Source organism: Herbiconiux moechotypicola (assembly GCF_024979255.1).
GTDB classification, from domain to species: Bacteria; Actinomycetota; Actinomycetes; order Actinomycetales; family Microbacteriaceae; genus Herbiconiux; species Herbiconiux moechotypicola.
The window spans coordinates 14,659-40,564 of sequence record NZ_JANLCN010000017.1 but is presented as its reverse complement, the minus strand read 5'-3'; the positions used below and the strand labels follow the sequence as shown (position 1 = coordinate 40,564).

The 25,906-nt window shown below is 67.3% G+C and carries 24 protein-coding genes and 1 tRNA gene; 9 read left to right on the top strand and 16 right to left on the bottom strand.

The window, feature by feature from the left end; translation table 11 throughout:
• From N1031_RS19755 to N1031_RS19725, 7 genes are all read right to left on the bottom strand, one after another.
• Window positions 1-1,695 (bottom strand): cutinase family protein (locus tag N1031_RS19755; protein WP_259481656.1); only part of this gene is annotated, 1,695 nt, incomplete at its 3' end.
• Window positions 1,696-1,751: 56 nt separating this feature from the next.
• Window positions 1,752-2,528, bottom strand: coding sequence for a hypothetical protein (locus tag N1031_RS19750; protein WP_259481655.1), 777 nt, complete (start codon window positions 2,526-2,528; stop codon window positions 1,752-1,754).
• Window positions 2,529-2,903: 375 nt separating this feature from the next.
• On the bottom strand, window positions 2,904-3,374 hold the full coding sequence (locus N1031_RS19745; protein WP_259481654.1) for a hypothetical protein: 471 nt from the start codon (window positions 3,372-3,374) through the stop codon (window positions 2,904-2,906).
• A gap of 122 nt (window positions 3,375-3,496) precedes the next feature.
• A complete protein-coding gene (locus N1031_RS19740) occupies window positions 3,497-3,883 on the bottom strand; it encodes a VanZ family protein (protein WP_259481653.1) in 387 nt (128 codons plus the stop codon).
• Between the two features lie 165 nt (window positions 3,884-4,048).
• Entirely contained in the window at window positions 4,049-5,065 is a 1,017-nt protein-coding gene (locus N1031_RS19735; protein WP_259481652.1) for a hypothetical protein, read from the bottom strand.
• Entirely contained in the window at window positions 5,065-7,962 is a 2,898-nt protein-coding gene (locus tag N1031_RS19730) for a pre-peptidase C-terminal domain-containing protein (RefSeq protein ID WP_259481651.1), read from the bottom strand. The genes N1031_RS19735 and N1031_RS19730 overlap by 1 nt, the downstream gene beginning before the upstream one ends.
• A gap of 196 nt (window positions 7,963-8,158) precedes the next feature.
• On the bottom strand, window positions 8,159-9,034 hold the full coding sequence (locus tag N1031_RS19725) for a TetR/AcrR family transcriptional regulator (protein WP_259481650.1): 876 nt from the start codon (window positions 9,032-9,034) through the stop codon (window positions 8,159-8,161).
• 207 nt (window positions 9,035-9,241) lie between these two features.
• Between N1031_RS19725 and N1031_RS19720 the strand changes: the two genes are divergently transcribed.
• Together N1031_RS19720 and N1031_RS19715 are read left to right on the top strand one after the other, a co-directional pair.
• Entirely contained in the window at window positions 9,242-10,090 is an 849-nt protein-coding gene (locus N1031_RS19720; RefSeq protein ID WP_259481649.1) for a hypothetical protein, read from the top strand.
• On the top strand, window positions 10,087-11,034 hold the full coding sequence (locus N1031_RS19715; RefSeq protein ID WP_259481648.1) for a ThiF family adenylyltransferase: 948 nt from the start codon (window positions 10,087-10,089) through the stop codon (window positions 11,032-11,034). The genes N1031_RS19720 and N1031_RS19715 overlap by 4 nt, the downstream gene beginning before the upstream one ends.
• Before the next feature lie 58 nt (window positions 11,035-11,092).
• On the opposite strand, the gene N1031_RS19710 is transcribed toward N1031_RS19715, so the two are convergent.
• Window positions 11,093-11,665, bottom strand: coding sequence for a hypothetical protein (locus N1031_RS19710; protein ID WP_259481647.1), 573 nt, complete (start codon window positions 11,663-11,665; stop codon window positions 11,093-11,095).
• 169 nt (window positions 11,666-11,834) lie between these two features.
• Window positions 11,835-12,245 carry a hypothetical protein gene (locus N1031_RS19705; RefSeq protein ID WP_259481646.1) on the bottom strand — a complete coding sequence of 137 codons (411 nt, stop codon included), beginning with the start codon at window positions 12,243-12,245 and terminating at the stop codon, window positions 11,835-11,837.
• Window positions 12,246-12,381: 136 nt separating this feature from the next.
• Here N1031_RS19705 and N1031_RS19700 point away from each other — a divergent pair, with 136 nt between their 5' ends.
• Window positions 12,382-13,368, top strand: coding sequence for a GlxA family transcriptional regulator (locus N1031_RS19700; protein WP_259481645.1), 987 nt, complete (start codon window positions 12,382-12,384; stop codon window positions 13,366-13,368).
• Here N1031_RS19700 and N1031_RS19695 read toward each other — a convergent pair.
• A complete protein-coding gene (locus tag N1031_RS19695; RefSeq protein ID WP_259481644.1) occupies window positions 13,353-14,174 on the bottom strand; it encodes an alpha/beta fold hydrolase in 822 nt (273 codons plus the stop codon). The two genes, N1031_RS19700 and N1031_RS19695, sit on opposite strands and share 16 nt — an antisense overlap.
• A gap of 110 nt (window positions 14,175-14,284) precedes the next feature.
• The gene (locus N1031_RS19690; RefSeq protein WP_259481643.1) at window positions 14,285-14,887 is read right to left on the bottom strand and encodes a TetR/AcrR family transcriptional regulator; all 603 of its coding nucleotides are present in this window, start codon (window positions 14,885-14,887) and stop codon (window positions 14,285-14,287) included.
• An 85-nt stretch (window positions 14,888-14,972) separates the two neighbouring features.
• Between N1031_RS19690 and N1031_RS19685 the strand changes: the two genes are divergently transcribed.
• Window positions 14,973-16,118 (top strand): heparan-alpha-glucosaminide N-acetyltransferase domain-containing protein, encoded by a 1,146-nt coding sequence (locus N1031_RS19685; protein ID WP_259481642.1) that lies wholly within the window; start codon window positions 14,973-14,975, stop codon window positions 16,116-16,118.
• A gap of 6 nt (window positions 16,119-16,124) precedes the next feature.
• On the opposite strand, the gene N1031_RS19680 is transcribed toward N1031_RS19685, so the two are convergent.
• Entirely contained in the window at window positions 16,125-16,367 is a 243-nt protein-coding gene (locus tag N1031_RS19680; RefSeq protein WP_259481641.1) for a hypothetical protein, read from the bottom strand.
• 281 nt (window positions 16,368-16,648) lie between these two features.
• Between N1031_RS19680 and N1031_RS19675 the strand changes: the two genes are divergently transcribed.
• Genes N1031_RS19675 through N1031_RS19665 form a run of 3 tightly spaced genes read left to right on the top strand, consistent with a single transcriptional unit; the run spans window position 16,649 to window position 18,795 of the window.
• Window positions 16,649-17,035: a VOC family protein gene (locus tag N1031_RS19675; protein WP_259481640.1), complete on the top strand. Its 387-nt coding sequence runs from the start codon at window positions 16,649-16,651 to the stop codon at window positions 17,033-17,035.
• A 53-nt stretch (window positions 17,036-17,088) separates the two neighbouring features.
• Window positions 17,089-18,174, top strand: coding sequence for an Rv2578c family radical SAM protein (locus tag N1031_RS19670; RefSeq protein ID WP_259481639.1), 1,086 nt, complete (start codon window positions 17,089-17,091; stop codon window positions 18,172-18,174).
• 9 nt (window positions 18,175-18,183) lie between these two features.
• Window positions 18,184-18,795 (top strand): thymidine kinase, encoded by a 612-nt coding sequence (locus tag N1031_RS19665; RefSeq protein ID WP_259481638.1) that lies wholly within the window; start codon window positions 18,184-18,186, stop codon window positions 18,793-18,795.
• 328 nt (window positions 18,796-19,123) lie between these two features.
• On the opposite strand, the gene N1031_RS19660 is transcribed toward N1031_RS19665, so the two are convergent.
• From N1031_RS19660 to N1031_RS19650, 3 genes are all read right to left on the bottom strand, one after another.
• Window positions 19,124-19,197, bottom strand: a tRNA-Pro gene (locus N1031_RS19660).
• Window positions 19,198-19,272: 75 nt separating this feature from the next.
• Complete coding sequence (locus N1031_RS19655) at window positions 19,273-20,196, bottom strand: metallophosphoesterase (RefSeq protein WP_259481637.1); 924 nt, start codon at window positions 20,194-20,196, stop codon at window positions 19,273-19,275.
• Window positions 20,197-20,207: 11 nt separating this feature from the next.
• On the bottom strand, window positions 20,208-22,664 hold the full coding sequence (locus tag N1031_RS19650; RefSeq protein ID WP_259481636.1) for a transglycosylase domain-containing protein: 2,457 nt from the start codon (window positions 22,662-22,664) through the stop codon (window positions 20,208-20,210).
• A gap of 110 nt (window positions 22,665-22,774) precedes the next feature.
• Between N1031_RS19650 and sp36 the strand changes: the two genes are divergently transcribed.
• Both sp36 and N1031_RS19640 read left to right on the top strand, forming a co-directional pair.
• Window positions 22,775-22,948: a Sp36 family protein gene (gene sp36, locus N1031_RS19645; protein ID WP_259481635.1), complete on the top strand. Its 174-nt coding sequence runs from the start codon at window positions 22,775-22,777 to the stop codon at window positions 22,946-22,948.
• 2 nt (window positions 22,949-22,950) lie between these two features.
• On the top strand, window positions 22,951-23,421 hold the full coding sequence (locus N1031_RS19640; protein ID WP_259481634.1) for a RidA family protein: 471 nt from the start codon (window positions 22,951-22,953) through the stop codon (window positions 23,419-23,421).
• A 95-nt stretch (window positions 23,422-23,516) separates the two neighbouring features.
• Here N1031_RS19640 and acs read toward each other — a convergent pair whose 3' ends face one another.
• On the bottom strand, window positions 23,517-25,487 hold the full coding sequence (gene acs, locus N1031_RS19635) for an acetate--CoA ligase (protein WP_259481633.1): 1,971 nt from the start codon (window positions 25,485-25,487) through the stop codon (window positions 23,517-23,519).
• Between the last annotated feature and the right edge of the window lie 419 nt (window positions 25,488-25,906).

The following is a 25,906-nucleotide window of genomic DNA, read 5'->3' as shown; positions in this document are numbered from 1 at the left end:
GACTGCCCGCAACCGTTCACTTTTCAACCGCCACAACCGTTCAGAACTGCACCGCCACCGACAGGAGACTGAGCCATCGGCGTCCCGAATGAAAAAGCTGAGACTCATCATGCATCCGTAGTCAGCCGAACCATCGATCTTGTAGGACTTCTTGATTGCGCCGGGGATGCCATCAGGTGCGTTGACGGCCCCCTCCCCCTGACAGTCGTACTTTGACCAGCGGTATCCGATCTGAAAAGGCGACGCATCCCACGAGCCCGTCTTGGCGTTCAATGTTCCGTTCCATGGCAGGACCCCACCCGTTGGTTTCGTGATGGTGTAGTTCGGCGTCGGAATGAGCGCGATCGGATCGGAACTGATGGTGTGGTTGGCGTATCCGGAATCTGGCCCTGAGACAACGACACGCAGGGTGGGACTTGGTGTGAGGTAGTCATCCCATACTGGCGTATAGGTCTGTGCCGTTGCGCCTGCGATTGGCTGGTTCCCTCGATACCACTGATAGGTCACCGGGATGGACTCAGCTGCCCAGGCGCCGATCTTTGCGGTGAGCAACTTGTTCGCACCGAAGGGGCTGCCTCCGATTGTCGGCCTTGGGCCGTTGATGGAGTTCATCACCTTCGCCATCTCGGCGCCACTCTTGTCAAGATTGCGACCGTACTGCTCGTGGATGCTCTTCCCGATCGCCACCTGTGCGAGAGCCGCAGGAACAAATGCTGGCCCAAGGAGCGACGTGTTCGCCACATCGCACACGGGATCATAAGCCAGGCAATATTCAATCGTCTTCATCCGCGTCGCTTTCGGAATACTGCCGAACTGGACACCGAGCCCGTACAGCAGGCCGCCGACCTTCGCCGGGTTGCCGAATGTGACAGCGTTCGCGTGATTCTTGTGACGGGAGGGGTCTGCGATCAACACGACACCGACGAGCTTCTCTACGTCACCAAAAGTCAGAAGTGCAGAATGAACGACGCCTGCACCTGCCGAGTATCCCGCCAGCACCAGCTTCTCTGACGGGCACCTCTGCTGCGAGTCAGCGATCACATCTTCGATCTTGCGACGGCCCTCGGCCATCGAATCGAAGTATATATTAGTGCCGTCCCGGACGTCATTGGCGGCCTGCTCTGTCGGAGGAGCAGGATAATCGACGGCAAGCTGCCGAACTCGCACATCCGTTCGCAACGTTGAAACGAAACCATCCCGTACCTTCGCGACCATGTGCCCGTAGCCATCGAAAGTGTCGTAACTCTCTCCAGATCCGCGTGCTCCGATGAAGAGCACATCCGCACACGGCGACACGGTCGCCTCCGTTGCTGTCATCGGAGGCGACACTTTCGACGACGCAGCTGTTGCAGACTGCGGAATCTGGACAATCAACACAGCGATCAGGCCGGCCACTGAAATTGCCGCGCCGAGCGTTTTCTTCGACATCCCCATCATCGTTCGGTTCATCTTCAACCCCCAACGGAAGACTACGGACCGATCGCTGATCCCTGCATCTCCCCATTGGGGGGCCACATCTGTCGAACAATGAGGTGTCTTGTTATCGCGCTCGGTCGCGAAGTACGCGTTGTTTGTGATCTGACAGCCATCCATCGATGCGATGTCAACATCGCTGGTGCACACCGGGTTGTAGATGTTGCGGGAAGAGTAGCAGCCCGAGGTATCAGCAATCCCCGCCGCGCGAATGTGCCTCATCGCACAATCGCCGAGCGAAGCGGGGGGGGGTCCGTGTGACACCCTCTATGACGAGATCACTGCTCTTCTCGCGCGGGCGTGGAAAACGGACTGATTAGAGTCTTGCTCACCGGACTGTACATCACGGAGACGTCATGCTTTCCCACGATGTTGAAGGGAGAGTGCTTCCACTCTTTCTGACGAAGCGACTGCGTCGTGCCAGCAGGAAGATCCTGGCATGGCCATCGGATCGACTCTTTCACCGTCGGTGCGAGATATGGGAAATCATCCCTAGGGGGGTTGTCCTTAGTGAAGGCGACGCGCTGGCCGGGAAAGAAGATCACGCTCTCGAAGAGAAGAATGCCGAGCGGTTCGACGCTGCTGAGAACGTGACTATTCCACTCCTTTGGCCAATTGGGCGCCAGGAGCTTCGGAGGCGTGGTGGTATTGAGCGGATCGACAATTCCGACTCTAACGCTCGCTTCGGGCAGGTCGGATCCCTCGGAGTCGAGCATTCGCATCACCATAGCGCGGTCACGCTCATAGGATTCGTCAGTCTTCGGCTCCGGTCCCTCGATGTAGAAGGTCTCGGTGCGGAGAAGGTTGTACAGCAGATCAGTCTTCACGCGCCAGCGGGCCACAACTAGCTGTTCCTCACGAGTCAGCACTCCTGGAGTCCGGTTCATCATGTGCTTTAGAACCTTCGACGCAGGCGTGTCGAACACTCGGCTCAGCTCGTTGTTGCACCGTTCACAGATATGGATGACTACTCGCGGTGGGAAGCCCGTCGGATTCGTTGACTTGTCCGCAAGAAACTTACGAAGCCAGGAGTTGAACACGTCTTCTTTAGTCATGTCCACGCCTGGCGTGAGGCACAGCGGGCACCTCTCGGGCTCGGTATCATGAAACAGCGCTGGCTTCAGATTGCCACCCACAGGCTGCTCCGACTGATGTGCCACCTTTACCGCTCCCCGTGATCGATGTGCGAGAACGCTAGCGGCACACCAATCAGGCACGCGAAATGCCAAACGCCGGCCCTATCTGCAGGCTCTTTCTGCCGACGCGAGCTGAGTTTCGCAAGTGGATCACCACCGACCGCTGTTGATGCGTTCTTCGAGCCACCAGTGCGGGGGAAGGGCCAACCAGCCGTCCGCTCGAGCAGTGCCCAGATACAGGTGCGACGGGCGGCCATTGATTGTGCAAACCGGTCCAAGAACTTGGCTTCTCCGCTATTCGTCGAGTCCCACCGCGTTGGAGTGGAGCATGATGCCGTTGACTATGAGCGTGTATTCGAGCACTGCTCCGTAAACGCTGTTGGGGATCAGATTGGCGTCAAGGGTGACCGTGTAGGCCTCTCCGGCGGCCATCCTTCGCCCGGAGATGCTCAGGGACGAGGGATTCTGTCGTTCGGTCACGGTTGGCCAGCCCCCGGGTACCTGAGAGGCTGTGAAGGTCGTCTGGCCGCGACGGAAGATGCTGAAGGTGACGCCACCCTGGGTTTCGTAGGCGCTGTCGTTGAATACGGTGAACGTCACCTCCTGCTGACCATAAAGGAGCGGATACGTGGTGATCGCAACTACGACGTCCTCTGTCACGCTCGCCGCTACCAACGGTGTGCCGACCGTGACGGCGATGACAGGCAACGACCATGCAGCTGCTGAGATTACGGTGCGGCGCTGCACCTGCTTTGGAGGCTCCATGCAGCGAATACTAGGACTAAGCAACACCTGTGTGGAAGTCCCAGTGGCAAATCCAAGCGGGAGCGCTCAACTGTAGAGACCGTGGCCGAGGTGTCATCGCTCAGGTCCTCACACGCGTTCTCTCACAAGCGAGACCGCCGCCACGGCCGCGCCGAATACACCGCCCCCGCGACGACGGTGCCGAGCGCGGCGCCGAAGGAGTTCGCGACCACGTCTTCGTAGGTCGCGAAGCGCTCGGGGAGGAAGAAGTATTGCAGCAACTCGATCGAGGTCGAGAACCCGATCCCGACCACGAGCGCGATCCACCACCAGTGCGGCCCGAGCGTCAGGCCGAGCAGCACCCCCAGCGGCACGAACATCGCGACGTTCGCGGCGAACTCCACCTCCGAGTAGCCGATCGAGCGCGGTAGTCCGTGATCGTGCAGCACCGACAGAAAGCGCAGCAGGTCCCCCCGCGACCCGGAGTCCACCGGCGTGGGCCAGAACACCACGTAGGCCACCCCGAGCACATAGAGCGCGAGCAGGATGCCGGCGACGAGCTGCAGTTTGGGCGATCTGGTCAGAGCGTTCCTCCTCAGTGGAACCTCGACCCTATCCAGTCCCGAGCATCCGACCCTGGGTTCTCTCCGAGTGTCGGACGCACGTCAGGGATGGGGACCCAGAACAGGTGACACTCAGCTCTGGGGCCCGAGCGCGCCCAGCACGATGTCTCGCAGCACCTCCACCTCGGGCGAGGCGTAGGTGTAGTCGTAGAACCAGTAGCCGCTGTCGAAGAGGTCGTGCATCGAGCCGTACCAGTCCGTCTCCATCGAGTTCGCCTCGCCCGCGTAGGCGTATGACGTGCCCGTGCCGCTCGGGGTGGCCGTGAACCCGAACGTGGCGAGATCGGCCTCCTTGGCCGCCCGAGTGGCGTCGTCGATGGCGGCGTATCCCCAGCCGCCGGCGCAGCCGTCGAGGCAGTCCGAGGCGATCGAGCAGTGCAGGCCCTCGAGCGGGATGCGCTCACCGGTCGTGCTCCCGATCATGACGAGGGAGGGCGATCCTGACTGGATGGACTGCCCCTCGGCCGCGGTCTTCGAGATGCGCGACGACGGCACCAGGGAGTCGCAGTCGAGCGTGTCGGCGGTGCGCGCCGTGACCAGCCGCTCCACGACCGCCGTGCCGGGATCCGAACACGGCAGCCCCGCATCCTCATCGGCCCTGGTGCGCACTCTCTCCACCACCACGAACCCGCCCTGCCCCGGGGTGACGCTCTCGGCGAGAGTGCCGCAGCGGCTGCCCGACGAGATCGAACCCGGTTGCTGCACGGGAACGCCGTCGGCGCCGGTGAGCCAGAGGTACCACTCGTGGAACGCCCAGGTGTCGCCCGTGAGCGACACCGACACGGCGGCATCCTCGACGCCGTCGCCGTTCGCGTCGCCGTACACGATCTCGCCGAGGCTCAGCGTGCCGTTCGCGGTGGCCGCGGTGCCGTCGATGAGGGCCGCCGCGCTCGGTGCCACCATGAGCTGGTGCCAGGTGGTGTTGCCGAAATCGAAGTCCCGGATGCTCGGGGCGGCTTCAGCGGCCGACGTCGAGTCGGTCGCGGTGCCATCCGGTGCATCGTCGGGTGCGGGCGCACCCGTGGAGCAGGCCGCGACTGTGATCAGTACGGCGGCCGACGCGAGGGAAGCGAGCAGGAGGCGCCGCATCACTTCGCCTTCACCGTCACCGCGGCGCTCGACTTCTTCACCGTGGCGTAACCGGCCTTCGAGCCCACCACGACGACGGTGAGCTTCTTGCCCACGTCGGCGGTGGCGGCCTTGTAGGTCGACTTCGTCGCGCCCGAGATGGTGACGCCGTTGCGGAACCACTGGTAGCGCAACGCCACCGACGCGGGCGACCACGTGCCCGGCTGAGCCGTGAGCGTGCTGCCCACCTTCGGGGTGCCCGAGATCTTCGGGGTGGGCGTGGCGGTCAGGGTGCCGAGCGGGATCGCGAGCTTCGCGCTGGTCTTGCTCGCGGTGGCGTAGCCGGCCTTCTTGCCCGTGACCGTCACCGTGATCGTGGTTCCCGCATCCGCCGTCGTGAGCTTGTAGGTCGACTTCGTCGCACCGGTGATCGCCTTGCCGTTGCGGCTCCACTGGTAGGTGAGTGAGACCGGCGCGGGCGACCAGGTGCCCGGCTGTGCCGTGAGAGTGCTGCCGGCTTTCGCGGTGCCCGAGATCTTCGGGGTGGGTGTGGCGCTGAGGGCCGGAACCGGGATCGCGAGCTTCGCGCTCGTCTTCGTCACGGTGGTGAAGCCGGCTTTGCGGCCCGTGACCGTGACGGTGATCGCGGTGCCCACATCCGTGGTCGTGAGCGTGTAGCTTGACTTCGTCGCGCCCGAGATGGGCTTGCCGCCCCTCAGCCACTGGTAGGTCAGCGTGACAGGTGCGGGCGTCCAGGTGCCGGTGGTGACGGTGAGGGTGCTGCCCGCCTTCGTGGTGCCCTTGACCGTGGGGGTCGGGGTGGCGGTGAGGGTGCCGGGGGCGACGGTGACGGCCGCGCTCGTCTTCGTCGAGGTGGTGTAGCCCGACTTCTTGCCCGTGACCGACACGGTCAGCTTGGCACCCGCATCCGACGCCGTGGCCGTGTACGTCGGCTTGGTGGCTCCTGAGATCGGTTTGCCGCCCCGCAACCACTGGTAGCTGAGAGTGGGTGACGGGTTCCAGGTGCCGGGCTTCGCGGTGAGGGTGCTGCCCACCTTCGCGGTGCCGGAGATCGTGGGGGTGGGGGTCGCCTTCCACGGGTAGGAGACGGTGAGACTGTACGGCTTGCCCCAGCTCGACCAGTTCTGCCGCGCGAAGACCGTGATGACGGAGCGGCCACGGGGCAGCTCGATGGTCTGGCCGCGCAGCCACTGGCCGTTCGCTCCGCCGAATTCGGTACCGGAGAACGTGTGGGAAAAGAGCTGCGCGCCGGTGGGGCCTGTGACCCAGAACTCGTAGACGCTTCCACCAGCCAGGCCGGCGGGATAGCGGAAGTCGAGCGTGACCCGGCCGGAGGCGGGGAGGTCGACGGCATAGTAGTCGTGGTCGTAGGAGCGGTGGATGAGGCTCGAACCCGTGACGGTGGTGGCGAGGGGGAGCGCGTCGGCGGAATTCGAGGTGTCGTTGAATTCCGTCTCGACCGCGCCGGGCGTGTTGGTGAGCGTGAGCGAGTAGGGCTTGCCCCAACTGGCCCAGCTGTTACGGGCGAAGATCTGCACGTAGTAGCGGCCCTTGGCCACGAAGGTGGCCTGGTCGCGCAGGAAGCTGCCGTCGGAGTCGAAGCCGTCGAGATCGTAGCTGTAGAGGTAGTTCTGCGCGTCGTCGAGGACGGCGAGGGAGTAGGCGGAGCCGCCCCCGAGATTCTTGTCGAAGCGGAAATCGATGCCCAGGCGGCCGGCGGTCGTGACGTCGACCGCGTAGTAGTCGTAGTCGTACGAGCCGTGGGCGAGCGAGGAGCCCGCGAGCGTCTTGCCGAGCGGCAGAGCGTCGGCCGAGCCGCGATTGTTGTTCAGCTCGGTCTCGACCAGCCCGGGCGTCACCTGCGCGGCGAGGGTGTACGGCTTGGACCAGCTCGCCCAGGTGTTGCGGCCGTAGATCTGCACGTAGTAGCGGCCCTTGGCCGCGTAAGTGGCCTGGTCGCGCAGGAAGCTGCCGTCGGAGTCGAAGCCGTCGAGGTCGTAGCTGTAGAGGTAGTTCTGCGAACTGTCGTACACGGTGAGGCCGTAGGCGGAGCCGCCCCCGAGGTCTCCGTCGAAACGGAAGTCGAGAGTGAGGCGGCCGGCGGCAGGGGCGTCGAGGGCGTAGTAGTCATAGTCGTAGGTGCTGTGCACCAGCGACGAACCGCCGAGCGTCTTGCCGAGCGGCAGGGCGTCGGCCGACGAGGTGTTGCTGTTGAACTCCGTCTCGACCAGACCGGGGGAGTTCCTCGCGGTCAGGGTGTAGGTCTTTCCCCAGCTCGCCCAGGTGTTGCGTGCGCTCAACTGCACGTAATAGCGGCCTTGAGCGAGGAAGGTCGCCTGGTCGCGCAGGAAGCTGCCGTCGAACTGGTAGCCGTCGAGCGTGTAGTCGTAGAGGTAGTTGCGTGCGTCGTCGAGCACGGTGAGCGTGTAGGCGCTGCCGGCACCGAGATTCTCATCGAACCGGAGATCGAGGGTGAGGCGGCCGTCGGCGGGGATGTCGAGGGCGTAGTAGTCGTACTCGTAGGTGCGGCCGGCGGTGAAGACGGAGCCCGTGACGGTGTCGCCGAGCGGGAGGGCGGTGGCGGTGATGGGGGTGTCGTTGGGTTCGATCTCGGTGCGGGTGGCGAGGGGGGTGACGGGGGCGCCGGGGGTGCGGGTGGGGGTGGGTGTGGGACTGGCTGTGGGAGCGGTTGTCGGGGCCGGCGTCGGCGTCAGGGTCGGGGTCGGCGTCGCGGTCGGCGTAGCGGTGGCAGAGGGCACGGGCTCAGGAGCGGGTGCCGGGGTGGCTGCGTTGGCGGGCGTGGCGAGGGTGAGGATGAGGGCGGCCGTGGTGGCCAGCGCCGTCGCGGTGAGGCGGGCGGTGCGGAGCGGGCGGCGCGAACGGGGGGCGGGGCTCATGACGGGTCCTCTGCGGATGGCCGCGGAGACGCGGCACAGGGCGGAGGGAGCCCGGGCGATCGTGGGTGGCGACCGCATCGCTCGACTGCTCCCCCCAGGCGTCGAGCGACGCAGCCAGGATGGCAGGAGACCACAGTCGTCGCACAGTCCCCGTCAGGGGGTCATCCGCCGCTCAGGCGTTCAAGAGAGCTGCCAGTCAGTCGTCGGCGAGTCCGTCGAGGTCGCGGCTGCGCGGCTGAACCACGGGCATCTCGTCGATGCCGCCCGAGAGCCGGGCGATGGCCGCCTCGGCGTCGTAGGCCGGATCGGGCACGATGAACGCGGTGATGATGGCGTGGTACGACAGGCCCGCCAGCGACACCTCGGCTGGGCGGCCCTCGTTGTCGACGTCGTAGCGCGCCTCCACCAGGTCGGGGATGGTGGTGCGGGCGATGCCGAGGCCCTCGATGATGGCGGCGGCGGCCACGACGAGCGGGCGGTAGTCGTCGTTGAGGTCGGGGCGGAGGCGGTACCCCACCGCGGGCACGATGTTGCGGTAGAACACCTCCATCTGGTCGAGGAAGGCGAGCTCGCTGGCGCGCAGAGCGCCGATGATGCGCTCCCGCAGGCGGGCGTCGGGGTAGGAGTTCGCGGTCGACGACAGGGCCACGTAGGTGCGCCACTGCACCGACGAGGTGACCGACTCGAAGTTCTGCTCGGCGGCCAGGCCGATGACGTCGACGAGGATGCGGCGACGGCCCTCCGGGGTGCGCAGTTCGTCGGCGCGGAAGCCGAGATATTCCCACGTGGCTATGAGTGATTCCTCGTCGGCGCGACCGGGGGAGACCTGGTTCGCGACCTCGCCGAGGAGCTCGTTGTAGAAGTCGTCCTTCGACTCCCAGATGCGGTTCACGGCGTTGCGGGAGACACCTGCCTCGCGCACCAGCTCGTCGAGTTCGAGGTGGCTGAAGCCGGCCGTCAGGCCGTCGGCCGCGACATGCTCGAGGGCCGCGTTCAGAAGGGCAGAACGCTCCTCGTCTTTGGGCACGCGCACACGTGGCGTCGGCGACTTCGCCCAGTTGGTCTCAGACATACATGCCCCTCTCGACACTATCTTGGGACAAGGCGTCCCAAGTTGCAAACGACTAGCCGCGCTTCTATGCTCGGGTCAACGGCAGGGCTCGTCAGGAGGACGCGCCGGAGGCCCCATCTACCCTTGAAAACGGAGGATCGCGAGTGCTCCGGAATGTCGCGCGCAAGGGCCTGAAAACGAGAACTCCGGCCACGAGAAAGCCGTGCGGTGTCGAGGATTGATCGCACCGTCTCCAATGCTGCGGTCATCCCCGTCGTCTCCGAGTCACCCGCGTTCGCATCCGAACCCGAAGCACGCCTCGCCACGGGCATCATCGGCGTCAACGGCGTAGCCCGTCCTGGCTTCGAGGCCGTCTACCGCGAGCACTTCGAGTTCCGTCGTCGTGTCTACGTGGAGCAGACCGGCCAGCTCGACCCCGCCGACCTGTCCGACGACGGCCTCGACCGTGATGACGACGATTCCCGCTCGGTCACGTTTGCCGTGCTCGAGAACGCGCCGGAGGGTGTGCGCATCGTGGGGGTCGCCCGCACCATCATCAAGGGAGCCGACGGCGAAGACCGCCCCCTCCCGGTGGAAGACTTCTGTCCCGAGCTCTTCGCCGAGCATCCGCTGGCCCCGGGCAGCGTCGAGGTGTCGCGCATGATCTCCCGGCACGAGCGGGTGGCGATGCAGGAGCTCGTGCAATGGCACCTGTTCGCCCTCATGTCGTCGTACTTCTCGTCGCACGATGTGGGGCGCACCTTCGCCATCATCGAGCCGTGGCTCGAGCGGCACCTCGCCGGCGTGCTCGCCATCGACCGCATCGGAGAGCCCCGCTACATCGAGCACTACCTCGACTACAACCTGCCGGTCGAGTTCGACCTCGCCGGCTCGGCGGCGCGCATCACCGAGCGCAACGCCACCATCCTCGGCCAGCTCGCTGCCGCCGACGGAGAGCTGGAGTACTTCGGTCGCATCCCCCGCCAGCAGCGCGAGGCGGCGGCGTCCGACGCCGAGGCGGCAGCCGACACCGAGCTCGAGACCGCTGAGCCCGAGAGCGTCACCGAGGGCGGATGAAGTCCGTCGACTCCCCGGAGTTCTCGCGCAACTACGGCTTCTGGAGCGAAGCCGAGCAGCAGGCGCTGATCTCCTCGCGAGTCGCCATCGCCGGGGTCGGGGGAGTGGGTTTCCAGGTCGGCACGAAGCTCGCGCGCATGGGCGTGTCGAGCTTCAGCATCGCCGATCCCGAAGACTTCGAGCCGCAGAACGCCAACCGCGTCCCCGGCGCCACCACGGCGACCTACGGCCGGTCGAAGGCCGACGTGTTCCGCGAGCAGGTGCGCGAGATCAACCCGCGCGCGGTGGTGCACGTCTACCGCGACGGCGTGACCGTCGACAACGTCGACGAGTTCCTGGCCGGGGCCACGCTCGTGTTCGACGAGTCGGAGACGACGCATCCCGAGATCGGCACCACCATCGCCCGCACCGCGCGCCGGCTCGGCATCCCCGACGTGCTCGTGGTGAACGTGGGCTTCGCCGCTCAGGTGACGGCGTTCCATCCGCGCAGCCACCACACCTTCGAGCGGTTCATGGGCCTGTCGGAGACGGCGCCCCTCGACGAGATCGCCCGGGCGAAGGTCGACTTCACCCGGTTCCTTCCTTATATACCGCCGTACAGCGATCTGCGGGGCCTCATCGCGATGACGACGGATGCGCCCGACGGGTCGAGCGTGTCGCTCCCGTCGATCTCACCGGGAGTCGACCTCGCGAGCGCCATCGGCACCACGCAGGCCTTCCTGCATCTCACGGCGGCGGCCGGCATCGTGAATCGCCGAGTGCGCCCTGTGTGGGCACCGCGGTTGGCGCTGCTCGACGCGTACACGATGAAGGGCCGCACGATCCGCGCCGGACGGGCCGCGCACCTCCGTAGCGTGATCGTCGCCGCGCTACGCGACCGCCTGGGCCGCAACCCCAAGGGCTCCTACACCCACGACGACATCGCCCGCCGCTCCACGCGCTGAATGGGGATGCTGCGCGGGAACGGCGGGCGATGAACGGATGCTCGGGTGAGCAGCTGGATCAGCCCTCGTCGGGGTCGAAGGTGTAGGTGAGGCCCACGGCGCCGATGCCGGCCTGGGCGACCGCGAGGTTCACGGCCACGCTCACGTAGTCCGAGTCGGCGCCAGACCACGAAGCGGTGCCGGTGGGGATGGTGCCGCTCGAGATGGCGGCGTGCTGGAAGCGCGCGGTGCCGTTGCGGTCGGAGAGTCGGGTCCAGCCGAGGCTCGTCCAGGAGGCGTTGTCGACGGTGAGGGGGAAGTTCGGGCTGTCGCCGAACAGCGAGAGCGCCACCGTGATGTTGCCGGTGGTGAGTCCGCTGCCGTCGGGGTCGTAAGTGACGGCACCCGCGCTGTAGTTGACGGTGCGCACGCCGCCGGCGAACGACGCGTTGAGCGCGCCGCTGATCGCGGCGGCCGGCTCCGACACCGGACCGGTCGAGGCGGCGGCCAGCGGGGTGGCGACCGCGAGGGCGATCACCGGCGCGGCCCAAGCGGCGCCGACGGCCACCTGGCGGCGGGTGAGGGTGTGCTTCTCGGCGGTGACCGGGGAATCGGTGACCGGAGAGACCGGGGTCTGGTTCAGTTCGTCCATGGACGCGCTCCTCCTGTGCGTGTCGCGACCTCGGCGTGTGCACAGAGGATCGGCGATGACGGGAACCGGAGGCGGGTCACCCCCGGGTGAGAGAACTCTCATGATCAGCCTGGTGGGCACGCGGCGGCGCTCTGGCCGCGAGCATCCGTTTTCACCCGGCCTTTCACCCTCACCAGATGGCGACGACCTCCACCTGGAACGGCTGGTAGCCGGGGAGCGTGATGTACATGATGAACTCGTACGGCGGGTCGGCGGCGCTGCTGCCGAAGTCGAAGAAGAAGAACTCCTGGTCGATCTCGTAGAAGAGGTTGCTCACCGAGATCGAGTCGTCGTCGAAGGTGATGTACTCGGCGAAGATCTCGGGCCCGGGAGGGTCGCTCACGCGCGCTTCGAAGTGGCCGCGGTTGTTGTCGCGCTCCCACCACAGCTCGGTCTGGGCCACGTAGGGTCGGGTGTCTCCACTGGCGGCGGCGTGGGGTGCGGCCGCCGCGAGTGCGACGACGGGCACCGTCCACGCGGCGGTGAGCACCGCCCGGCGTGACGGTGCGTTGGACTCGGTGTGCTCGGCCGACAAGGTCATCCCCACGATCTGTCGCTGCGCGATCCTCCCCATGAGATTCGCTGGAACCCCCTCAGCCTAACCGAGCCCGTGCACCGCTTCCGCCCATCCGGATGCTTTAATGGAGTGATCAATCCAGAATGAGGGGGCCATCGGGATGCGCAACCGGAGTCACGAAGAGCGCCCACGCATCGGTGTGCTGCTCTTCGACGGCGTGAAGATGCTCGACTTCGTGGGGCCGGCCGAGGTCTTCCTGGAGGCGGGGCAGCGCTCGGGTGGCTACGAGATCGTCATGATCTCGCCCGACGGGCGCGAGGTGACGAGCTCGATGGGGGTGCGTGTCGGCGTGCAGGCCTCGGCCGCAGACGCGGGCCGTCTCGACACCCTCATCGTGCCGGGCACCGAGGCGCCGCTCAGCGTGTTCGCCGACGCCCGCGTGGTGGAGGCGATCCGGATGCTCGACGGCCGCTCCCGCCGCACGGCCGCCATCTGCACGGGCGCCTTCGGCGTCGCCGCGGCGGGCCTGCTCGACGGCCGCCGTGCCACCACCCACTGGAAGTTCACCGACGAACTCGCCGCCGCGCATCCGTCGATCACGGTCGAGGCCGAAGCGATCTTCACCATCGACGGCCGCATCTCGACGTCGGCCGGTGTCGCGGCGGGCATCGACCTCGCCCTAGCCTTGGTCGAAGACGACCACGGGCCCGAGATCGCCCGCTCGGTGGCGCAGTTGCTGCTGGTCTACATGAAGCGATCGGGCAACCAGTCGCAGTTCTCGGCGTCGCTGCGGGGCAGGCCGCTGCGCACCTCGCTCGTGAAACGCATCACGGAGGTGATCGACGCCGACCCAGCGCGGCCGCACACCGCAGCGGCGCTCGCCGCCGAGGTCAACGTGAGCGTGCGGCACCTCACACGGGTGATGCGCGACGAACTGCAGACCACGCCTCGGGAGTATGTCACCTCCATGCGCCTCGACCTCGCCGTGTCGTACCTCGATTCCGGGTCGAGCGTGACCGAGGCCGCTCAGCGGGCGGGCTTCGGGTCGCCGATCGCCTTCCGCCGCGCTTTCGGGTCGCGGTTCACGCTGACGCCGTCGGAGTACCAGCGGCGGTTCCAGTCCACCAGGCGTCACTCGGCCAGATAGGCGAGAATGTCGGCGTCGAGCGCCTTCTGATAATCGCCGGCGATGCCGTGCGGCGCGCCGGGGTACACCTTGAGGGTGCCGTTCTTCACGAGGGTGATGGTCTTCTCGGCGGCCGCCGCGATCGGCACGATCTGGTCGTCGTCGCCGTGCGCGATCAGGATGGGCACGTCGAGCGAGGTGAGATCGTCGGTGAAGTCGGTCTCCGAGAACGCCTTCACGCAGTCGTAGGCCGCCGCGAGGTTCACCAGCATGCCCTGGCGCCAGAAGTCGTCCGCGGCCCCCTGCGACACAGTCGCGCCCTCACGGTTCGCGCCGAAGAAGGGCGCCGCCAGGTCGCGGTAGAACTGCGACGCGTCGTCGAGCACGCCCTCGCGAATGGCGTCGAAGGCCTCGATCGGAGTGCCCTCGGGGTTCGACTCCGACCTCACCATGACGGGCGGTACCGCTCCCGCGGTGAGCAGCTTCTTCACGCGGCCGGCACCGTGCCGCGCGGCGTAGCGCACCACCTCGCCGCCGCCGGTGGAGTGGCCGATGAGCACGACGTCGTGCAGATCGAGGTGCTCGATGAGCTCGGCGAGGTCGCGGGCGTAGGTGTCCATGTCGTTGCCGGCATAGGTCTTCGACGATCGGCCGTGGCCCCGGCGGTCGTGCGCGATGGCGCGGTAGCCGGCGTCGGCGATGAGCTTCACTTCCCGCTGCCAGGCGTCTGACGACAGCGGCCAGCCGTGGCTGAGCACGACCGGCGAACCCGCGCCCTGGTCGATGTAGTAGATCTCGGTTCCGTCGGAGGTGGTGAAGTACGGCATCGTGTCTCTCCAGTGGGCGCTGCGAACGGGACACGCTCATCATCGGCCCGGGGGAGTGCCGGTGTCGTATCCCTGCTCCAGCCCCTCTCGGCCGGTCGCGGGTCTGCCGTTCAGGCGGCGCCGAGCAGCGCCGACATGCGGCTCGAGGTGTGTGCCAGTGCGCGCAGCCGTTCGGCCGGCACCCCGAGCCTGCTGAGGTTCACCAGTCCCTGCGAGACCAGCAGGATGTGCGCGCTCAGCACCTGCACCTCGGCCGGCTCGAGATCGAGCTCGCCGTCGGCGACGGCGCTCTGCACCCGGGTGCCGATGCTGTGCTCCATCCGGTCGTTGGCGCGGGCGCCGATCGCCACCACCTCGGGGTGCTTCGCTCCCAGCTCGGTCAGGCTGTTGAGCATGAGGCACCCGCGCAGGTCGTCGTAGGAGGTGCAGTCGGCCACGATCACGTCGAGGAAGTGGGCCACGGCCTCCTCGAACGACCCCTCGGCCTCGTGAGCGGCGTGCTCGACGAGCTCGATGCGGTGATCGCAGTAGCGGCCGAACACGGCCAGGAACAGTCCGAGCTTGCTGCCGTAGGCGGCGTAGATGCTGCCGTTGCCGACTCCGGATGCGGCCGCGATGTCTTCGAGGCGGGTGTCGCCGTAGCCGTTGGTCCAGAACTGCTCCTGGGCTCGGTCGAGCAGCGCCGTCTCGTCGAAGCTGCGCCGTCGTCCCATGCGACCACGCTACTCGTCGGCGCGCCGCGGGAGAAATGGGAGGAGCAGACACGAACCGACGGCAGAGATGAGGTATCCTCGCCCGGTGTCCTTCGTTGTTGCCGCCACACGCATCCGGAGTCTCGACGTGGTGCGCGGGGTGATGCTCGTGGCGAGTGTGGTCAGCGACACGCTCCTCGTTCAGAAGGAATGGTTCGGGCACACGGTGTGGGAGGGTGTGCACCCGCTCGACCTGGTGTTCCCCGTGTTCGTCACGCTCACCGGATGCGGGCTGGCGTTCGCGATGCATCGCCGGGTGCCGGCGTGGCCGATGACGCGCCGGGTGCTGGTGCTCGTGCTGGCTGGGCTGCTGTACAACGCGATCGCGATGAACTCGTGGAGCCTGGGCGACTGGTGGCTGACCGGCGTGCTGCAGCTCTATGCCGGGGTCGTGGCCGTGCTCGCCCTGCTGCACCTGGTGACCCGCCGATGGTGGGGCTGGGCGATCGTGACGGTCGTGCTCGGGGCGGCGGATGCGACGCTCCAGGGTGTGTGGGCGACCGGCTGCGCAGGCGGTGTGCTCTCCCCGGAGTGCAATCCCTCCGGGGCGATCGATCCGTTCGTGTTCGGGGTCGCCCACGTGTACCACCAGGGCGCGTTCGGGCATGATCCGGTGGGGCTGGTGGCACTGCTCGGGGCGTTGGTGAGTGCGTCGGCCGGGGCGACCGCGGGGCACCTGATGCTGTGGCTGCGGGAGCGTCGGGATGCGCGGGGAGGCCGGGTGGCGGGGCCCGTCGCCGATCTTCCGTCGTTGCTCGGAGCGGCGTGCGCGATGGCCCTACTCGGATGGGTGCTGGTGACGGCCCCTGAAGCGGTGTGGTCGGTGCACCCTCTCGTGATGAAGAGGCTCTGGACCCCGCCGTTCGCGCTCTGGGTGGCGGCCGGCACCGTCGTCGCGCTCGGCGTTGCGCACGTGATCGTCGACCGCCCGCGGCTGTCGGCGCCGCTGCGGGCGCTGGTCTGGCCGCTGGAGGCGCTGGGGCGCAACTCGCTGCTGGTCTACTTCGGGTCGCACGCGCTCATGAGCGTGCTCACGCGCCCTCTGGAGGGCGGTGGCACGGCGGCGGTGAGACTCGCCGAGATCGTGGCGGTTACCGGCGATCCTCAGCTGGGCCTGAGCATCCTGATGCTCGGGTTCTGGCTCGCCGTCGCGTGCGTGTTCCGGTGGCGCGGGTGGTACCTGCGACCGTAAGGGTGTTCAGACCGCGATGCGCTGCAGGGGGCCGGTGACGTCGGCCGGGGTGTAGCGGTGGATCGCCTCCTCGGGGGCGGCGAACGGCCCCGACCAGGCGAAGCGGTCGTGACGGTGGGTGAGCTTCATGTGCCACCCGTCTTTCAGGCGGTAGACGGTGGCCAGGGGACGCACGGTCTCCGGGTCGTCGTTCTCACCGATGAGAATGGCGATGGTCTCTGTCTGGTGATGGAGCACGATCTCATTCATGACAGTGACCATATCCGGGTCGGGGCCTCCGATTGTTACGGGCAGAAGAACTTTCGAGGCGAGTGCATTGCACGCCCGGCGTGTTCGTGCAATCCCGTTTCTGGGAGTGCTGTGGGAGTGTAATGTAAGGCCAACGGGGACGCCGAACGCGCGCTCCGTCGTGGCCGTAAGGGTAACGGCTTCAACACGACGGGCTCGCAGGTGTTTCCTTGCGGGATGAGAGTATCGGGTCCTCTCATCCCGCTAAATTCATTCTGGTGGGGCTCGGGTAGGGTCGCACCGTGAAGCTGAATCGCGTGCACCACATCGCCGTCATCGCCACCGACTACGAACGGTCGAAGGCCTTCTATCTCGACGTGCTGGGATGCACGCTCCTCGCCGAGGTGTACCGGGCTGAGCGTGACTCGTGGATGGGCGACCTGGCCCTGAACGGCGAGTACCTCATCGAGCTGTTCTCGTTCCCGTCGCCGCCCGCCCGCCCTACTCGACCCGAGGCGACCGGCCTTCGGCATCTCGCCTTCGAGGTCGACTCGGTGGCGGATGCGCGGGAGGAACTCGTGGCCAAGGGCGTCGCCTGCGAAGAGCTGCGCACCGATCCGCACACCGGCAGGGCCATGATGTTCTTCGCCGACCCCGACGGGCTGCCGCTGGAGCTCTACGAGCGCTGAGGCGGGGCGCGCGCGGGCTTGACCGACATTCGAAACTGTGTTCGAATGTCGGCATGCGATGGACGGCACAGGCACTCGAGGCAGAATCGGCGACGGCCCTGCCCGGGCTGGCGCGCTTGAGCAACCTCGTGCGGAGCGTGCAGACCCCGGAGTTCGCCGGCATCACCTTCCACGAGGTGCTCGCGAAGAGTGCGCTCAACCACGTGTCGGCGGCGAGCCGCATGATGGCGGGTGCCTACACGGTCAACCCCTATCGAGGGTGCACGCACGCCTGCGTCTACTGCTTCGCCCGGCCCACGCACGAGTACCTCGAGCTCGACGCGGGGCGCGACTTCGATCAGCAGATCGTGGTGAAGGTGAACGTGGGGGAGGTGCTTCGCCGAGAGCTCGCCCGGCCGTCATGGCAGCGTCCGCCCGTGGCGCTCGGCACCAACACCGACCCGTATCAGCGGGCGGAGGGGCGTTATGCGCTCATGCCGTCCGTGCTCGGCGCGCTGGCCGAGTCGGGTACGCCGTTCTCGGTGCTCACGAAGGGTTCGCTCCTCCGCCGTGACCTCGACCTCGTCGCCGCCGCGGCCCAGACGGTGCCGGTGAGCCTGGCCCTGTCGATCGCCGTCTACGACGACGAGCTGCAGCAGTCGATCGAGCCGGGCACTCCCTCGACGGCCGCGCGGCTGGCCACCGTGCGCGCGGTGCGCGAGAAGGGGCTCGACTGCCAGGTGTTCCTCATGCCGGTGCTGCCGTTGCTCACCGACGGTGTCGACCAGCTCGACCATGCGCTCGGCCGCATCGCCGACGCCGGTGCCTCGAGTGTCGTGTACTCGGCGCTCCACCTCAAGCCGGGGGTGAAGCAGTGGTTCTTCGCCTGGCTCGGCCGCGAGCATCCGGAGCTTCTGCCCGCGTACAGCAAGCTCTACGGGGCCCGCACCTACGCGCCCAAGGAGTACACCGACTGGCTGGCCGAGCGCATCCGGCCCCTCATCAGAAAGCACCGCCTGCACCGAGGCCGCCCCGTGGGGGTCACCGGGCACGTGCTGCCCGAAGCGGTCGACCAGGGGCTCGGGCCGCTCACTCCCGGGAGCGGCGGCTCGCCGCCGAGTTTCGGGCCCGTGGCCGACGCGCAGCCCCTGCTGTTCTAGGGTGATCGGGTGGCGAAACTGTACTTCCGGTTCGGAGCGATGAACAGCGGCAAGAGCACCGCGATGCTCCAGGCCGCCTACAACTACGAAGAGCGCGGCCAGCGCGTGCTCATCGCGAAGCCCGCGATCGACACGAAGGGCGAGCTGCGCATCGTGTCGCGCCTCGGGGTGACGCGGGAGGCCGACTTCCTCATCGCGCCCACCACCTCGGTGCGTGAGGAGTTCGCCGAGCGGAGGGCCGCCGTGCGCGCCCGGACGGGCGAAGACGTGCATTGCCTGCTGATCGACGAGGCGCAGTTCCTGAACGCGAGCCAGGTCGACGACGCCTTGCGCATCGCGATCCTCGATGACGTGCCGGTGCTCGCCTACGGCATCCGCAGCGACTTCCAGACGGAGGGCTTTCCGGGGAGCATCCGCCTGCTCGAGATCGCCCACAGCCTCGAAGAGCTGAAGACCATCTGCCGATGCGGCCGCAAGGCCATCTTCAACGCCCGGCGCATCGGCGACAGGTACGTCTTCGACGGCGACCAGGTGGCGATCGACGGCGAGCACGTGACCTACGAGTCACTGTGCGGATCGTGCTACCTCGAGGAGTCGGGCGGCGTGCTCGGCCGCCCGTAGCCCGCTCTGCGGTTCAGCGCAGGCTCGGGCTCCGCGGCTCCGCGGCTCCGCGGCTCAGCGCACGCGGTCGCGGATCTTGATCGACCTCCCGATGACCACGGCGAACACCGTGGCGCTCACGAACCAACCCGTACCGATGAGTGCTGCAACTCCGATGAGCTCCACGATGACCTCCTTGTCATACCGCGATGCTACTGCCTGTTGGCCACAGCGTAAGACCACGAGGTTGCGGAAGGTTGCATGACCACGGCGCGTCGGCTGGGAAGACCCTGATGGAGGGTATCAGACGACGGAAGCCGGGCGGAGGGTCTCCGCCCGGCTTCTGCTGTCGGGGTGGCGGGATTCGAACCCACGACCTCCTCGTCCCGAACGAGGCGCGCTACCAAGCTGCGCCACACCCCGAAAATGGATGACCGCCTTCGCGGCCGAGGCCTCAACAAGGATAGCTGATAAACGGAGCGTTCGAGACCGCGTGCGTCAGCGGGCGGCCGTCAACGTGAGGAGAGTGGCCTCGGGAGGGCACGCGAACCGGAACGGGGAGTAGATCGACGTGCCGAGCCCGGCCGAGACGTTGAGGAACGCGGACCGGAATCCGTGGCGCCACAGGCTCAGGCCCTTGACCTGCTTGCGCGGGATGTCGCAGTTCGTGACGATGGCGCCGTAGCCGGGCACACACACCTGACCGCCGTGGGTGTGGCCCGCGAACACGACCTCGGCGCCGTGGGTGAGGAAGGAGTTGAGCACGTACTGGTAGGGCGCGTGGGCGACACCGATCGTGAGCCGGGGGCCCCGCTCGTCCTCCTCGCGCAGCTCGTCGAGGGCCGCGGGGATGCGGTCGAGTCGGTCGAAGCCGCGATGGGGGTCGTCGACCCCGAACGCGTCGATGATGGTGCCCTGCACCTCGAGAGTCGTGGCGGTGTTGTTGAGGTTCGTCCAGCCCAGTCCGTCGAAGTAGCTCTCGAGCGCCTCGGTGTCGAGCCGCTGAACCTTCTTGTTGTGCTTCGACGGGCCGAGGAAGTACCGCAGCGGGTTCTTGAAGCTGGGACCGAAGTAGTCGTTGGAGCCGTTCACGTAGAGGCCGGGAACGCCACTGAAGACATCGAGCGCCGCACGCACACCCTCGAGCCCGTCGTGATGACCCAGGTTGTCGCCGGTGTCGACCACGAGGTGCGGGTCGAGTCGAGCGAGGTTCCGGATCCACGCCTGCTTGTCGCGCTGCCAGGGCGCCATGTGCAGGTCGGAGAGGTGGAGCACCCTGATGTCGGAGGCGCCAGGAGGCAGCACCGGGATGCTCGCGGTGCGAAGAGTGTAGCGCTTGCGTTCGACGAAGGTTCCGTAGGCGAACGCGCCGGCTCCGGCCGCCGCGAGCGCACCGAGTGCGCCCACGGCGGCCCGTGCCACGGGCGTCACGGTCAGCCGGCCTTCGTAGTGACCCTGAGGCGATCGGGACCGTAGCGGATCGGCTCGCCGGCGCTCGGACTCGAGCCGGTGACCTTGGCGTTGCCGTCGGTCGGGCCGGAGAAGGTGACCTGACCCGAATCGATGCCCGCAGCCGCGATGGCCTTGCGCGCCGCATCTGGTGAGAGGCCCACGAGGTTCGGCACCGTGCGGAGCTCGCCGTTCGAGGTGTAGACCGTGATCGTCGAGCCGCGGGTGGCCGTGCCGCTCGGCGAGCTGGAGTCGACCGTGCCCGCCGCGGCGGTGGAGTCGATCGTGCCGCCGTCGTCGAAGTCGAAGCCGGCCGCGGTGAGAGCGGCGCGGGCTGCGTCGAGGCTCATGCCCTCGATGTTCGGGATCTGCACGCGCACACCGTTGAGCAAGGTGCTGTCGGGTGCGGGGAAGTCGGTGCCGCCGTACTTTCCATCCGCATCCGTCATGTACTGCTTCCAGATGTAGTGGCGCAGGTTTCCGCCGCTGTTGCCCGCGATCGAGGTGTTGCGGATCGAGACGGTACCGACGACGTTGCCCACCCAGACCGCCGTGGCGAGCTCGGTGGAGGCGCCCACGAACCAGGTGTCCTTCTCGGAGTCGGTGGTTCCGGTCTTACCGAAATGCGGGATGCCATCGCGAGGGTTGGAGAGCGTGGCCGTGCCGCTGTTGATGACGTCTCCGAGCGCCACGATCATGGTGGCGGCCACATTCGGTGCCACCGCCTCGGTGCACGTGCTCGACGGAACCGGCAGCTCGTTGCCCGAGGAATCGAGGATCTTGTCGATCGCGACCGGGGTGCAGTAAATGCCGTCGTTGGCCACCGCCGCGAACGCCGCCGCCATGGTGAGCGGTGCGATCTCGTTGGTGCCCAGCACGTCGGCCGGGTTCTCGCCCAGCGGGTTGCCGTCGGCGCGGTGCACGCCGAACGCCTCCGCCGTCTTGCGGATCTCGCACTGGTCGAGCTTCTGCGCCATGCGGAGGAAGGCGAGGTTCACCGAGTTCGCGGTGGCGGTGCGCACGGTGACGTTGCCCGGGTTCGAGCCGCCGTCGTTCTTCACCGAGTACGTGCCGCCGTTGCCACCGGTGCAGCTGTCCTTGAACTGCGAGAGGTTCAGCGTGCCGGCGTTGCCGTTGATGATGTCGTTCAGCGAGTGGCCGGTCTTCAGCCATTCGGCGAGCGTGAAGATCTTGTAGGTCGAACCCACCTGGAAGCCCGTTGAGCCGCCGTACTCGAAGTCGGTGCTGTAGTTCACGGCACTCGCGCCGAGGTTGGTGGCGGTGACCTCGGGGTCGTCGCTGAAGTCCTTGTTCTGCACCATCGCGAGCACGCGGCCGGTGCCCGGCTGCACCGTCACGAGCGAGGAGCCGAGGTCGAAGTCGTAGGTCTTCGGCACGTAGGTGTTCATCGCCGACATCGCCGCGTTCTGCAGGTCGACGTCGAGCGTGGTGTAGATCTGGTAGCCGCCGGTCTTGAAGTTGGTCCAGCGGGTGTCCTCGTCGGCACCGAACGTGGGGTCGTTCTTCACGATGTGCGTCACGTAGTCGCAGAAGAAGCCCGCGGCGATGGCGTTGGCCGTCTGGCAGCCGGTGGACGGCTGCACGATGTTCGGCGTGACCGGCGTGGCGATGGCCTCGTCGTACTGCTGCTGCGTGATCTTGTGCTCTTTGAGCATGGCGGGCAGCACGTCTTTGTCGCGCCGGGCCTGGTTGTCGGCGATGTTCGTGCCCTCCTCGGCCGGCACGTCGATGCGCAGGTCGTTGGGGGCGTTCACGATGGCCACGAGGCTCGCGGCCTGGGCGAGCGTGAGGTCGGAGGCGTTGACGCCGTAGTAGTACTGAGCGGCCGACTGGATGCCGTAGACGCGCCCGCCGAACGGGGCGATGTTGAGGTAGCCGAGGAGGATGTCGTCTTTCGAGTACTCCTTCTCGAGCCCGATCGCGAGCTTCATCTCCTTGAGCTTGCGGTCGAGGGTGGTCTTCGTGGCCTCCTCGTAGGCGGCCTGGCGCTGCGCCTCGTCTTGAATGGCCTCGGCCTTCTGCACCTGGATGTTGCGCACGTACTGCATCGAGATGGTCGACGCACCGCTCGCGGAGGTCTCCAGGGCGTTGCCCGCCGCCGCGCGCAGGGTCGACGCGATGTCGACGCCGCCGTGCGTGTAGAAGCGCGGGTCTTCGGTGGCGACCACCGCATCCTTCACGAACTGCGAGATCTGGTCCCACCCCACCTCCTCGCGGTTCTGCTCGAAGACGGAGGCGAGCAGGATGGGCGTGCCATCGCTCTGGGTGGCGTAGATGTTCGTCTTCTCGGCGAGCGCGTCGGGCTTGATGTAGCTCGGGAGGTTCTCGAACATGCCGATCGAATTGTTCGCGGCGATACCTGTGACGGCGAGCGCGGGCGTCACCATCGCGGTCACCAGGATGCCCGCGATTGCGCTCATACCGACGATGCCCAGGACGGCTCCGACCACACCCGTAGCAGTGGCTTTCGGGGCAGACATAAGATCGATGGTAAGCGATGACTCTGTGAAAACCCGAGAAAGGGGCGCCCGTGCCCGCTGTACCTGCCTGGGAGTACGTGACGACGCCCCTCATGATCCACAACACCGCCGCCATCCTCAACACCTGGGGCTCGGAGGGCTGGGAGCTGGTTCAGATCGTCACCGGGCCGGAGGGCGGTCTGGTGGCCTACCTCAAGCGCCCCGTCGCCGGAACGGGGGCCTGATCATGTCCCAGGTCACCGCCCGACTGGCCGAGCTCGGGCTCGAACTGCCCACCGTCGCCGCGCCCGCGGGCGCCTACATCCCGGCCGTGGTGTCGGGCCGGCTGGTCTACACCGCAGGTCAGCTCCCCTTCGTGGGCGGCGCGCTGCCCGCCATCGGCAAGGTCGGTGAGGGAGAGGGACTCGTCTCGCCGGCCGACGCCAAGCGCTACGCCGCCACCAGCGCCCTCAACGCGCTCGCGGCCGTGGAGAGCGTGCTCGGCTCGCTCGACCGGGTGGTGCGCATCGTCAAGGTGACGGGCTTCGTCGCGAGCGACCCGTCGTTCACCGGCCAGCCCGGTGTCATCAACGGGGCCTCCGAGTTCCTCGCCGACGTGTTCGGCGACGCAGGCGTGCACGCGCGCTCCGCCGTCGGCGTCGCCGTGCTGCCCCTCGACTCTCCCGTCGAGGTCGAGCTCATCGCCGAATTCGCGTAGCGCCGTGCGCATCCTCTGACCGTCGAGTGGGCTCGATCAGTCGGCTCCGCGTGCTGGATGCGACCGATTGAGCCCACTCGACGGCGGGGAGGGCGTCAGCGCACCGTCGTGGCGATGATGCTCATCACGTGGGTGTCGGCGAGGGTGGTGGTGTCGCCGATCTCGCGGCCCTCGGCGACGTCGCGGAGGAGGCGCCGCATGATCTTGCCCGAGCGGGTCTTCGGCAGCTCGTTCACGATGAACACCTGCCGAGGCCGCGCGATCGCGCCGATCTGCTGCGCGACGTGGGCCCGCAGCGTGGCCGCCGCATCCTCGGCCGCCGCGGCATCCGCGTGGCTGGCCTTCGTGATGACGAACGCCACGACCGCCTGACCCGTGGTCTCGTCGCTCGCGCCGACGACGGCGGCCTCGGCGACCATCGGATGCGACACCAGGCTCGACTCGATCTCGGCCGTGCTGAGACGGTGGCCCGACACGTTCATCACGTCGTCGACGCGGCCGAGCAGCCAGATGTCGCCGTCCTTGTCGCGCCGCGCACCGTCGCCGGCGAAGTAGGTGGTGGGGCCGAAGGTCGACCAGTAGGTCTCCTTGAAGCGCTCGGGGTCGCCCCAGATGCCGCGCAGCATGCTGGGCCAGGGCTGGGTGATCACGAGCAGGCCGCCCTCGTCGGCCGGTGTCGAACGGAAGCGCTCGTCGACCACGTCGAGCTCGATGCCCGGCACCGGCACCTGGGCGCTGCCCGGTTTCAGCGTGGTGACGCCGGGGAGCGCGGAGATCATGATGGCGCCCGTCTCGGTCTGCCACCAGGTGTCGACCACGGGGGTGAGGCCGCCACCGATGACCTCGCGGTACCAGACCCAGGCCTCGGGGTTGATGGGTTCGCCCACCGAGCCGAGCAGGCGCAGGCTCGACAGGTCGAACTGCTGCGGAATCTGACGGCCGAGCTTCATGAAGGTGCGGATGGCCGTGGGGGCGGCGTAGAGGATGCTCACCCTGTACTTCTGCACGATCTCCCACCACCGCCCGGGGTGGGGTGTGTCGGGGGTGCCCTCGTAGATGACCTCGGTGGCGCCGTTGGCGAGGGGGCCGTAGACCACGTAGGAGTGGCCGGTGATCCAGCCGACGTCGGCGGTGGACCAGTAGACGTCGGATTCGGGGTGGAGGTCGAAGACGTTCTTGTGGGTGAAGGCCGCCTGGGTGAGGTAGCCGCCGCTGGTGTGCAGGATGCCCTTCGGCTTGCCGGTGGTGCCCGAGGTGTAGAGGATGAACAGCGGGTTCTCGGCGGGGAACGGCTTCGCGACGTGCTCGGCGGAGGCCACGGCGATCTCGTCGTGCCACCAGAGGTCGCGGCCCTCGTGCCACTGCACCTCGCCCTTCGTGCGCTCGACCACGAGCACATGCTCGACGTTCGTCGTGGCACCGTCCGCATCCGGGGCGAGCGCGGCGTCGACGGTCGGCTTGAGAGGGAAGGCCCGGCCCTTGCGGTAGCCGCCGTCGGCGGTGATGACGAGCTTCGCATCCGCGTCGTCGATGCGCGCCCGCAGGCTCTCGGCGCTGAAGCCGCCGAAGACGACCGAGTGGATGGCGCCGATGCGGGCGACGGCGAGCATCGAGATGATCGCCTCGGGGATCAGGGGGAGGTAGATCGCCACGCGATCACCCTGCCCGACACCGAGGGCGGTCAGGAGGTTCGCGGCCTTCTTGACCTCGGCCGTGAGCTCGGCGTAGCTGATGCTGCGGCTGTCGCCCGGCTCGCCCTCCCAGTGGACGGCGATGCGGTCGCCGAGACCCGCTTCGACGTGACGGTCGAGGCAGTTGTAGGCGACGTTGAGCTCGCCGTCGTCGAACCAGCGGGCGAAGGGCGGGTTCGACCAGTCGAGCACCCGGGTGAAGGGCGTGTGCCAATGGAGGGCGTTCGCCTGAGCGGCCCAGAATCCCTCGCGGTCGGCGGCCGCCCGCTCGTAGAGGTCGCTCGTCGCGACGGCGCTCTCGGCGAAGGCGTCGCTCGGCGGAAAGCGGCGGCTCTCGTGCAGCAGGTTGTCGATGTGAGGGGTGGTGGCTGTCATCTTCGCTGTCGCTCCTTTGCGAACCCGTGCTGTGCCCCGTGGTGTGCGGCGGATATGACGATACTGCACCCGTTCGGCCGCGCGGTTGCATCGGATTGCGGGCCCGGATCGCTGGGAATTCGCTGGGCCGAATTGCGCAATTGTTTCGAGCGGGTAAACTCGATCTCACCGAACCTCGTGTTCGGATGCAACGCACTAGCGATTCCCCCCAATCCAGCGTTGCTGCGGCGGCACCCTTTCCCCCCATTGGGTGCCGCCCCTTCTTCTTTAAGTCGGTTTCTTCGACCCGGGGTCGCCTTCATCGGCACGGGCGTTCTGCCACTTCTCCTCCACAGCACTTCTCCTCCACAGGGCGGAATGGTGCACGCGTTCTCCACCGAGTGGGTGCAGACGCAGACCTGGGGGTGGTCGTCTTCCTA